10 protein-coding genes are annotated in these 11,027 nt (G+C 69.6%); 5 read left to right on the top strand and 5 right to left on the bottom strand.

Features of this window, described 5'->3' with window-relative positions; genetic code table 11:
* The first annotated feature begins 3 nt into the window (after positions 1–3).
* From ACYVBN_RS16900 to ACYVBN_RS16890, 3 genes are read left to right on the top strand one after another with little or no spacing between them, the layout of a single operon-like run.
* Positions 4–732 (top strand): ABC transporter ATP-binding protein, encoded by a 729-nt coding sequence (locus ACYVBN_RS16900; RefSeq protein WP_460601525.1) that lies wholly within the window; start codon positions 4–6, stop codon positions 730–732.
* A gap of 24 nt (positions 733–756) precedes the next feature.
* Positions 757–1,500, top strand: a complete 744-nt coding sequence (locus ACYVBN_RS16895) for an ABC transporter permease (protein ID WP_440282909.1) — start codon at positions 757–759, stop codon at positions 1,498–1,500.
* On the top strand, positions 1,497–2,477 hold the full coding sequence (locus ACYVBN_RS16890) for a COX15/CtaA family protein (RefSeq protein WP_460601524.1): 981 nt from the start codon (positions 1,497–1,499) through the stop codon (positions 2,475–2,477). Before ACYVBN_RS16895 ends, ACYVBN_RS16890 begins: the two co-directional genes overlap by 4 nt.
* Positions 2,478–2,499: 22 nt before the next feature.
* Here ACYVBN_RS16890 and ACYVBN_RS16885 read toward each other — a convergent pair whose 3' ends face one another.
* The 3 genes from ACYVBN_RS16885 to ACYVBN_RS16875 are packed head-to-tail and all read right to left on the bottom strand — an operon-like array spanning position 2,500 to position 5,356.
* Positions 2,500–3,093: a NifU family protein gene (locus tag ACYVBN_RS16885; RefSeq protein ID WP_460601523.1), complete on the bottom strand. Its 594-nt coding sequence runs from the start codon at positions 3,091–3,093 to the stop codon at positions 2,500–2,502.
* Entirely contained in the window at positions 3,090–5,030 is a 1,941-nt protein-coding gene (gene feoB, locus ACYVBN_RS16880) for a ferrous iron transporter B (RefSeq protein ID WP_460601522.1), read from the bottom strand. Before feoB ends, ACYVBN_RS16885 begins: the two co-directional genes overlap by 4 nt.
* Complete coding sequence (locus ACYVBN_RS16875; protein WP_460601521.1) at positions 5,027–5,356, bottom strand: FeoA family protein; 330 nt, start codon at positions 5,354–5,356, stop codon at positions 5,027–5,029. The genes feoB and ACYVBN_RS16875 overlap by 4 nt, the downstream gene beginning before the upstream one ends.
* A 240-nt stretch (positions 5,357–5,596) precedes the next feature.
* On the opposite strand from ACYVBN_RS16875, the gene ACYVBN_RS16870 reads away from it, so the two are divergent.
* On the top strand, positions 5,597–6,601 hold the full coding sequence (locus tag ACYVBN_RS16870; RefSeq protein WP_460601520.1) for a class I SAM-dependent methyltransferase: 1,005 nt from the start codon (positions 5,597–5,599) through the stop codon (positions 6,599–6,601).
* A 7-nt stretch (positions 6,602–6,608) separates the two neighbouring features.
* Here ACYVBN_RS16870 and ACYVBN_RS16865 read toward each other — a convergent pair whose 3' ends face one another.
* Positions 6,609–7,628, bottom strand: a complete 1,020-nt coding sequence (locus ACYVBN_RS16865) for an MFS transporter (protein WP_460601519.1) — start codon at positions 7,626–7,628, stop codon at positions 6,609–6,611.
* Between the two features lie 35 nt (positions 7,629–7,663).
* Positions 7,664–8,674 carry a heme o synthase gene (locus tag ACYVBN_RS16860; RefSeq protein WP_460601518.1) on the bottom strand — a complete coding sequence of 337 codons (1,011 nt, stop codon included), beginning with the start codon at positions 8,672–8,674 and terminating at the stop codon, positions 7,664–7,666.
* Positions 8,675–8,863: 189 nt separating this feature from the next.
* Here ACYVBN_RS16860 and tkt point away from each other — a divergent pair, with 189 nt between their 5' ends.
* Positions 8,864–11,026 (top strand): transketolase family protein, encoded by a 2,163-nt coding sequence (tkt, locus tag ACYVBN_RS16855; RefSeq protein WP_460601517.1) that lies wholly within the window; start codon positions 8,864–8,866, stop codon positions 11,024–11,026.
* Position 11,027 lies beyond the last annotated feature (1 nt).

Below are 11,027 nucleotides of genomic sequence, written 5' to 3'. Positions count from 1 at the left end.
GTCGTGAGTGCTCCCGTGCTGCCGGTCGTCGTCGACGGGGTGTCGCACCACTACGGCAGCAAGCTCGCCCTCGACCGGATGAGCTGGAGCGCACCGCAGGGCGCGATCACCTGCGTCCTCGGACCCAACGGCGCGGGCAAGACGACCGTGATGGAGATGGCCGAGGGCCTGCGTCGCCCGGAGTCGGGCACGGTCCGGGTGCTGGGCACCGACCCGTGGGGCGCGGACGCCGCGCATCGTCGGCGGGTCGGTGTCATGCTGCAGGACGGCGGTCTCCCCGGATCGGTCAAACCGCTGCGTCTGCTGCAGCACTTCGCCACCCTGTATGACGCCCAGGACGAGTTCCCTCTGCTGGTCGACGCCCTGGGCATCCAGGACTTCCGCCAGACGTCGCTGCGCCGGCTCTCCGGCGGTCAGCGGCAGCGCGTGGCGCTCGCCGCGGCGCTGATCGGTCGTCCCGAGGTGGTCTTTCTCGACGAGCCGAGCGCCGGCCTCGACCCGCACGCGCGGCTCGACGTGTGGGACCTGGTGCGCCATACCCGCGACCGCGGAGCGTGCGTCGTGGTGACGACCCACTCCTTCGAGGAGGCCGACCGGCTGGCCGACCAGGTCATCATCGTCGCGGCCGGGTCCGTGGCCGCCCAGGGCACGGTCGCCCAGGTCAGCGGTTCCGACGGCCTCGAGGACACCTACTTCTCGCTCACCCGCACGACCAAGAAGTCCTCCCGATGAAGCTCGCCCGATGAGGTCAGTCCGATGACCACCCCCGCCGTACGCGCCCGCAGCCAGGCTGCCTTCGAGGTGCGCACCCTGCTGTCCAACGGCGAGCAGCTGCTCGTCTCCCTCCTGCTGCCCGCGCTCGCCCTGATCGGGCTCGCGGTCGGCACCAGCCCCGACCTCGGACCCGGCCGCCGCATCGACATCGTCGTGCCGAGCGTCCTGGCCCTCGCGGTGGTCTCGACGGCGTTCACCGGACAGGCCATCGCCACCGGCTTCGATCGCCGGTACGGCGTACTGCGACTGCTCGGGGTCACCCCGCTGGGCCGCTCCGGCCTGCTGGCCGGCAAGGCCCTGGCGGTGCTGGTCGTCGTCGCGCTGCAGACGGTGGTCCTCGCGGTGCTGGGAGCGTGCTTCGGCTGGCATCCGGACGCGGCCGGCGTCGTCGTGGGGCTGCTGCTGATGCTGGTCGGGACCTGGACCTGGGTCGCCCTCGCGTTGCTGATCTCCGGTGTGCTGCGGGCGGAGGCGGTCCTCGCGGTGGCCAATCTGCTGTGGGTGCTGTTCGCCGCCCTCGGCGGCCTGCTTTACCCGACCGGCAGGCTGCCGGACCTCGCGGGATCCATCGTGCGCCTGCTGCCGTCCGGCGCACTCGGCGACGGTCTCCGCGACGCGATGACCGGCCGATTCGGCTCACTGACCGAGCCCGTGGTGGTGCTGCTCGTGTGGGGCGCGGCAGCCACGGCGCTCACCGCTGCGACCTTCCGATGGGACGACCGATGATCACCGACTCGACACTGCACACGCCGGCGGACGCCAACTCTGCGGCACGACCTGACGGCTGGTCGCCGTTGCCGCCGGCACGACCCACCACCGGCCTGTCCACCTGGCTGCGCCGGCTCTTCTGGCTCAACCTGTTCGTCGAGGTCCTCATCGTGGCCACCGGCGGCCTGGTGCGGCTGACCGCGAGCGGCCTGGGCTGTCCTGACTGGCCGCAGTGCGTCCCCGGATCACTCACGCCGGTCAAGCACCAGGAGCAGTCCTGGCACAAATACATCGAGTTCGGCAATCGCACGATGACCAGCGTGGTCAGCCTCGTGGCGGTAGCGCTGCTGGTCGCACTGATCGTCGACCAGCGCAAGGGTTCGCAGCGCCGCGGCCTCTGGCCGCCGGTCGCCTGGATCCTGTTCGGCATCGCCGTGCAGGCGGTGGTCGGCGGCATCTCCGTGCGGACCGGGCTCAACCCGGCGATCGTCGCCTCGCACTTCCTGGCCTCCATGGTGCTGGTCGCAGCCTCGGCCTGGCTCGTCCATCGGGCCCGCGAGACGGACGCGCCACCGCGGCCGGTCGTGCCCCGAGAGGTGCGCTGGCTCGGTGCCCTCACCGCCGTGTTGGTGGCGGTGGTCCTCTTGCTGGGCACCCTGGTGACCGGCTCCGGCCCGCACTCGGGTGACGATGCGGAACACCCGGCCCGCCTGGGACTGGATGTGCGCACTGTCGCGTGGCTGCATGCCGACACCGTCATGCTGCTGACCGGCCTGGTCGTGGCGCTGCTCATCGCCACGCTGCTGGTGGCGCGGCACACCCGAGCACCCAAGGCCTGGGGGTGGGTGCTCGGCGTGATCGTGCTGCAGGGCATCGTCGGCTACACGCAGTACTTCCTCGAGGTGCCCGCCGGCCTGGTCGAGATCCACATGATCCTGGCCGGCCTGCTGGTCGTCGTCACCACCTGGGCGGTGCTGAGCCTGCGCGAGCGCTGACCCTCCCCGATCCGTGCGCCTCTCAGCAGTCCCGGCGTCGCCGGATGCTCAGGAAGCGAGGCGTGCTGTGGCCGCCGGCGTTGGTTGCGGTGATCGCCCGCAGGGCCGGATGCTTGCGGCGTACCTCCGCCTCCAACCGATCGTGCAGCGTGATGCCGGTGGCGGGGCAGTGCCCGCACGTCCCCGAGAAGGTCACCTCCACCCGTCCGTCGGCGACGGAGGCGACCGTCACCTCTCCCCCGTGCGAACGCACGTAGTCGCCGGCCGGACCGGCGAGCACCTCGCGCACCGCCGCCGCCAGCAGCGCGTCCGGGCCGCCCTGTTCGGCGTCATACGGCTGCCATCCGGGCGCCTCGACCGCCGCCTCGAGCGCATCGCGCACCTGCCCGATGACGTCCGTCCAGCGCAGCCCGTCCGCCAGCCGGATCAGCACGGCGCACGACTCGCACACGATCGCCTGTATGACGCCGTCGTCGACCAGCGCACCGAGCGGCTGCGGAACCCGACGGACCGGACCGGCGAACGGCACGACACCCGGGGCCAACACCCAGCGCACTGTCTGCGGTTGGTCCGCGACCAGCTCGGGATGCATGAGCACGGTGGTGGTGCGGCTCATGAGATCGCCGCCACCACGGTGTGGACCAGCAGGGCCGCCGACCACGCCAGCACGAACATGTAGCCGAACGCGATCGCCGGCCACCGCCACGTCCCGGTCTCCCGGCGCATCACGCCGATGGTCGACATGCATTGCAGGGCGAACAGGAAGAAGGTGAGCAGCGCTGCCGTCGTCGGGGCGTCGAACAGCTTCTCCTGATGGCCGTTGCGCTCGGTGGTCATGTGCTGCAGTGTCGTCTTGGGCGACTCGGGGTTCTCCGCGGCGGCGACCTGTCCCAGGGTCGCGACGAAGACCTCGCGGGCCGACAAGGACGCCAGCACACCGACGTTGACCCGCCAGTCGAAGCCGAGCGGCTCGAAGACCGGCTCGACGCCCCGGCCGACCTGGGCGGCGATGCTGTGGTCGAGCACGTAGGCGGAGGTGGCCGAGGAGCTGGTGGTGTCGACGCCGGCGTGCTGCATCTCTGCGGTGCCTCGGGTCGGCAGGTTGAGCAGCAGCCACAGGACGATGGTGACCACCAGGATGATCCGGCCGACCTTCTGCAGGAACGCCTTGCTGGAGTCCCACACGGCGAACGCCACCGAGCGCAGCCGTGGCAGCCGGTAGCTGGGCATCTCCATGTAGAAGGGCAGGACCGCGCCGTGCCGCCCGGTGATCCGTTTGAACACCCACGCCGTGCCCATCGCGGCCAGTGCGCCGACCAGGTAGAGCACGAACATGACCACGCCCTGCGCGCCGAACGGTCCGACGGTGGCCGATGACGGCACGAGCAATCCGACCAATAGCACGTAGACCGTCAGCCGGGCCGAGCACGTCATCAGCGGCGCGCCCATCATGGTGGCGATCCGGTCCCGGGCGGACGGCAGCGACCGGGTCGCCATGATGCCGGGTATGGCGCAGGCCCAGGCGGACAGCAGAGCGACGAACGCCCGCCCCTCCAATCCTGCACGGGCCATCAACCGGTCCATCAGGAACGCCGCGCGCGACAGGTAACCGCTGCCTTCCAGGATCGCGATCATCAGGAACAGCAGCGCGATCTGCGGCACGAACACCATCACGCTGCCGACTCCGCCGATCAGGGCGTCACCGATGAAACTGCCGAGCCAGCCGTCGCCGAGGTGCGTGTGGGTCCAGCCGCCGGCGTCGTCGAACCAGGACTGCACCAGATCCTGCAGCGGCGTCGCCAAGGTGAAGATGACCTGGAAGAACAGGAACATCGTGGCGGCGAAGATCAGCGTCCCGAGGATGGGATGCAGCAGCACGGCGTCCAGCCGTCGGGTGCGCGCGTCGTCACTGGGTGGCCGGTGCCGGGCACCGTCCAGCACGGATCGTGCCCAGGCGCGTGCCTGCTGGCGTTCGGTGGGTGGCGGCAGGACGGGGACCGCCCACTGGGCCGCCAGGGCCAGCTGATCGCGCAGGCCGGCGAGCGCTTCCTTGTCCCCCGCGGACACCTCGAGCACAGGGACGCCGAGCGCGCGTTGCAGGGCCGCGGTGTCCAGCGACCCCATGCGGCGGTGCAGTTCGTCACCGAAGGTCACCACCACGGTGACGGGGATGCCGGTGTTGAGCGCCTGGCCCACGAGGGTGAGCGAGCGCTCGATCGTGGTGGCGTCCACTAGCACCAGCAGTGCGTCGGGGGTGTTCAGCTGGTCATCGGCGGCGTCGAGGACGTCGGCCACCACCTGTTCGTCGGGGCTGATCGGGTCCAGACTGTACGTGCCCGGGAGGTCTTCGATCGTGACGTCGCCGCCCGGGGTGCGGGCCGTGCCCTCGTAGCGGGCAACGGTCACACCGGGATAATTGCCCGTCTTGGCCCGCAATCCGGTCAGCGCGTTGAACAGCGTGGTCTTGCCGGAGTTGGGACTGCCCAGCAGGGCGATGCGGGTCGTCCCGGGGGTGGCATCGACGAGCGTGTCACCCGGACTGCAATGGCTCACCGAGACTCGACCCGCACGTGCCGGGTGTGCTCGCGGCGCACCGCGATCTCATAGCCAGCAACGCCGTACACGAAGGGATCACCCAACGGTGCGCGACGCAGGACCGTGACCGCGGCGCCCTCGGCGAAGCCCAGATCCTCGAAACGGCGCACAGCGGCTCGGTCGAGCGCACTGCTCCAGCCGACGATCACACCGGACTGGCCGGGGCGCATCTCTGCCAAGGAACGCTCGGCGGGTTGATCGGCACGAACGGAGCCGTCCGCGTCGGCGCCGGTGCGGACACCGGTGTCGGGATCGGTTCGACGGACCCACGTCGCCAGCGACATCCGTACCTCCACAACTGCGACTCGCGTTCCTTAGGGCAGCCTACCCTGCCTCTGCGAGTGTGACACAGGTGCAGCGACCATGCGAATCGTGGCTGCCCGGGTGAATGGTGGCTGAGCAGCAGCTGAATCCCCCGATGCCGGCGCCCGGCGAGACGCATCGACACTCTCGCCGGACTGCGCCCCGTTGCCGCGACCGGTCACCTACCCTGAAGCCACCTCCATCGAACAGAAGGGTCTTCCATGTCGATTCGGTCAACGGTCGGAACCACCCTGCGTAAGACGCTCGGCGGTCGGCAGACGGAGCGCCTGCGGCGCTGTGAGGTAGCCGCACGCACGACGGTGGCCCGCCGGATCGCGCCTCCCCAGGTCGCTCCGAAGCCGACGCCGTTGAACCGCCAGCAGATGATCGACGCTCTCGGCCGCGCCGGAGTCGAGGGCCTCGGCGCCGGTTCGACACTGCCCAAGGGCCTGCACTGGGTCTCCGCCGATCCGTTCGAGCACACCAGTAGCGGGGTGCACAAGCACGCACTGCTCGCGCGCATGCACGAACTGCTGCACCCACGCACCTACTTCGAGATCGGTGTCGACCAGGGCCAGAGCCTCACCCTGTCCCGCGCACGCAGCATCGCGGTGGACCCGGCATACCGCATCACCCGCGAGATCCGTTGTGACGTGCAGACGTTCGTGCAGACCAGCGACGACTTCTTCGCGACAGCGGGGGCGTTCGACCACTTCGGCGAGCTGCCGGTCGATCTGGCGTTCATCGACGGCATGCATCTGGCCGAGTTCGCGCTGCGCGACTTCATGAACATCGAGAAGCGCATGTCGCCCGGAGGGGTGGTCATCCTGGACGACATGCTTCCCCGGAACTCCCTGGAAGGACAGCGGATCCGGCGTACGTCGGCCTGGGCGGGCGACGTCTACAAGGTGGACGACGTGCTGCGGCGGCACCGCCCCGACCTGACGATCCTGCCGATCAACACCGAGCCCACCGGCAGTTACCTGGTGGTCGGCCTCGATCCCACGTCGACCGTGCTGGACGAGGTCTACCCGGACGAACTCCCCCGCCTGAGCGCGCCCGACCCGCAGACCGTCGACGCAGAGTGGTGCCGGCGCACGCACGCCCACGAGCCGTCCGGGATCATGTCGTCACCGGTCTGGGCCGACGTGCGTGCCCTGCGTGACCGCGACGCACCCGCCGAGGACTACACACACCTCTGGCAGGCACTCGCCGAGCGCCGCTGAGCCGCGATCACCCTGCGGCATCCGCTCGCCGCGGAACGGCGACACGTAGAGCAGGACTGCGACCAGGGCGAAGATCAGTGCGGCGAGCCACACTGCCGGACGGGTGCCGATCCCGCCGATGACGAGTCCGGCCACGGGTGCCACCACGACGATCACCGTGCGGTTCGCGGCCCGCATGGTCGTGTTCACACGCGACTGCAGGGTGTCCGGCTCCGACTCCGGCGAGCGCGGTGGCTGTGCCGAACTGCACCGCCGACAGGTGCAGCGTGTGCAATGCGAACGTCGGCACCGCCACTCCGAGCGTCGCGTTGGCCGCGAACCACAGGTGGGTGCCCAGTGCCAGCCACCGTTGCGCCCCGGCCCGATAGACCCACGTCAGTCCGTCGCGTATGTCGCGGCGCACGCTCGACGCGGCGGTGGCCGCGGGCCCCGGCTCGGTGACGCGGACCGGCGCCATCATGGCGGCGGAGAAGAAGTAGCTGAGCGCGTCCACCAGGATCGCCCACGGTGCACCGAGGATCGCGATCAAACCACCCGCGAGGGTCGGACCCGCTGTCTGTGCAACTGCCGAGGAGCCGTCCAGTCTCGCGTGCGCGCGCTGCAGCTGGCAGGTCGGCACCAATCGCGGCAGGAATGCCATGGACGACGCGTCATTGAAGAGCGCGGTCGCGCCATACAGCAGAACGATGCCGATGAGCACCGGCAGTGACAGCGCACCGAGCACCCAGGCCACGGGGATCAGTGCCAGCAACGACCCGCACACCAGGTCGGTGATGACGATGACCGGCAGGCGGCGTCGCCGGTCGACGATCACACCGGCGAACAGGCCGAGAACCAGGTAGGGCAACCACCGTGCCGAGTTGAGCCAGCCGACGTCCTGCGGGCCGCCGTGCAGTGTCCGCAGCACCAGGAACTGCAGACTGAGCAGTGTCACGTAGGTGCCGAAGGACGAGACGGTCTCCCCCAGCCACAGCCGCCCGAAGTACTGCGGCAGTGCACCTTCGCGCGGTGTGGTCGCGGCGGCCATGTGCTGCACCCTACGCAGCGGGTGCAGGTGAAGGATCAGAAGACGAGGTGCACCAGCGGGTCGATCGCGACACCGACGAAGACCAACGTCAGGTAGGAGATCGAGTAGTGGAACAGGCGCATCGGCTTCAGCACCTTGTATGACGCCCCGGCGCGCGCACGACGCAGCAGCAGGTGGGCCTCGCGCAAGAACACCGCACCGGCGACCAGCGCGATGACCGTGTAGATCAGCCCCATGTCCCCGACGGGGATCAGCGCGAGCGTGGTCAGCACGGTCACCCAGGTGTAGAGCACGATCTGCTGGGCCACCGCGACGTCCTCGGCCACCACGGGCAGCATCGGCACTCCGGCATTGGCGTAGTCGTCACGGAACCGCATCGACAGCGGCCAGTAGTGCGGCGGCGTCCAGAAGAACACCACCAGGAAGAGCACCACCGCGGACCAACTCAGCGAGTCGGTGACGGCCGACCACCCGATGAGGGTCGGCATACAGCCCGCGATGCCACCCCACACGATGTTCTGCGAGGTGCGCCGCTTCAGCAGCAGCGTGTAGAAGCCGACGTAGAGCGCGATGGCGCCGAACGACAAGGCCGCCGAGAGCCAGTTGACGAGCAACCCGAGCCACAGCACCGAGATCACCCCGAGGGTGACCCCGAAGACGAAGCCGGCCCGTGGGCTGATGGCCCCGGTGGCCAGTGGCCGTCCCTCGGTGCGGTGCATCAACCGGTCGATGTCGCGGTCGAGGTAGCAGTTGAGGGAGTTGGCCGAACCGGCCGACAGCGAGCCGCCGATCAGCGTCGCCAGGATCAACCAGACCGAGGGCACCCCGCGATCGGCCAGGAACATCACCGGGAAGGTCGTCACCAGCAGGAGCTCGATGATCCGCGGTTTGGTCAGGGCGAGGTAGTCGCGCGCGACCGCGGCGAAGGGCCGCCGGCCCGCCGGCGCACCGTGTGCTGCGCCGCTGTCGGTGCCAGTGGTGTTGCTGTCGAGGGTGCTTTCGGCGGTCGCTCGGCCGTTCGCCGAGCGCGGCTCGATAGCGGTCACTCTCGTCACTTCCGTCGCCTCGGGGAATCGCACACGGGTGGGCATCTCACCACCTGAACTGCCCGCAGTCTATCCCGCTGACCGACTTTGCTGATCGCGTGGGTGGCAGGGCTAGGCTCGGAAGGGAAAGTTCCAGATCGTCAGTTCAGTCCAGAGCCATCGTTCGAATCTTCGTGGGAGCAATCTGCCGTGAGTCAGGACACCTCAGCCATCACCGGACGCCGCGACCCGGCGCTCGCCGAGCCCATCGCCACCGAGGCCGGCTGGACGTCGGTCGACGTACGCGCTGTCGACACCGTGCGGGTCCTGGCGGCCGACGCGGTGCAGAAGACCGGCAACGGCCACCCGGGCACCGCGATGAGCCTGGCCCCGCTGGCGTACCTGCTCTACCAGAACGTCATGCGCATCGATCCCGGTGACCCGCGCTGGATCGGTCGCGACCGGTTCGTGCTGTCCTGCGGGCACTCCAGCCTCACCCAGTACATCCAGCTCTACTTCTCCGGCTACGGCCTGGAACTGAAGGATCTGGAGGCGCTGCGCACCTGGGGTTCGCTGACGCCGGGCCACCCGGAGTTCGGCCACACCGACGGTGTCGACATCACCACCGGCCCGCTCGGCTCCGGCATCGCCTCGGCCGTGGGTATGGCGATGGCGCAGCGTCGCCAGCGCGGTCTGCTGGACCCCGACGCCGCGCCCGGCACCAGTCCCTTCGACCACCGCATCTGGGTCATCGCCTCCGACGGTGACCTGATGGAAGGCGTGTCGGCAGAGGCCGGTTCGCTGGCCGGCCACCAGGAACTGGGCAACCTGATCGCGTTCTACGACCAGAACCAGATCTCCATCGAGGACGACACCGACGTGTCGTTCACCGAGGACGTGGCTGCCCGCTACGCGGCATACGGTTGGCACGTGCAGACCGTCGACTGGCGGCCGGGTGCGAAGCCGGACAGCGACCGCAACACCTACACCGAGAACGTCGACGAGCTGCTGGCCGCGATCGAGCAGGCCAAGTCGGTCACCGACAAGCCGTCGCTGATCTGCCTGCGCACCATCCTGGCCTGGCCGGCGCCGACCAAGCAGGGCACCGGAAAGGCGCACGGCAGCGCCCTGGGCGATGACGAGGTCGCCGGCACCAAGAAGCTGCTCGGCTTCGACCCGGAGCGGACGTTCCAGGTCGACGACGAGGTCATCGAGCACGTCCGCAAGGTCAAGGACCGGGGCCGGCAGGCCCACGCCGAATGGCAGAAGTCGTTCGACGCGTGGAGCGAGGCCAACCCGGAGGCGGCGCAGTTGCTGGACCGGCTGGTCAAGCGCGAGCTGCCCGCCGACTTCGCCTCGGCGTTCCCCACCTTCGAGGCCGACCCGAAGGGCCTCGCGACGCGCGCGGCTTCGGGCAAGATCCTCACCGCGCTCGCGCCGGTCATGCCGGAGTTGTGGGGCGGTTCGGCCGACCTGGCCGAGTCCAACAACACCACCATGGTCGGCGAGCCGAGCTTTGTGCCGGCCAATTGGCAGACCGAGGAGTGGAAGGGCGGCCCCTACGGCCGCACCCTGCACTTCGGGATCCGCGAGAACGCCATGGGTATGGCGCTCAACGGCATCGCTTTGGAGGGTCTGACCCGTCCCTACGGCGGCACGTTCCTGGTCTTCTCCGACTACATGCGCCCCGCGGTGCGGTTGGCCGCCATCCAGCAGATCCCGGTGACGTTCGTGTGGACGCACGACTCCATCGGCCTGGGCGAGGACGGTCCGACCCACCAGCCGATCGAGCACTTGGCGGCGCTGCGCGCGATCCCGGGCCTGGACGTCGTGCGACCCGCCGATGCCAACGAGACCGCGGTCGCTTGGCGCACCATTCTCGAGCACACCGACCGACCGGCCGCGCTCATCCTGTCCCGCCAGGCGCTGCCGACCCTGGACCGCAGCGTCTATGCCTCCGCCGAGGGGGTGGCACGCGGCGCCTACATCGTGGCCGACACCGACGGCACACCCGACGTGATCCTCGTTGCGACCGGCTCCGAGGTGAGTCTGGCCCTGGAGGCCAGGAAGGCTTTGGCGGACCAGGACGTTGCAGCTCGTGTGGTGTCCATGCCCAGCCGCGAGTGGTTCGAGGCACAGGACGAGGGGTACCGCCACGAGGTGCTGCCCCCGGCCGTGCGGGCCCGGGTCAGTGTGGAGGCGGCGACGCCGTTCGGCTGGCACGACATCGTCGGCGACGCGGGGCGCACCGTCGGCATCGACCACTTCGGCGCCAGCGCCGCCGGATCGGTGCTGATGGAGAAGTTCGGGTTCACGGTGGACGCAGTGGTGTCTGCCGCGCAGGAATCCATTCAGGCTGTAGGAGGCAACTGAA

This window comes from Flexivirga lutea (genome assembly GCF_054778955.1).
Note: the sequence above shows the minus strand (reverse complement) of the source record. Positions and strands in the feature narration are given on the sequence as shown.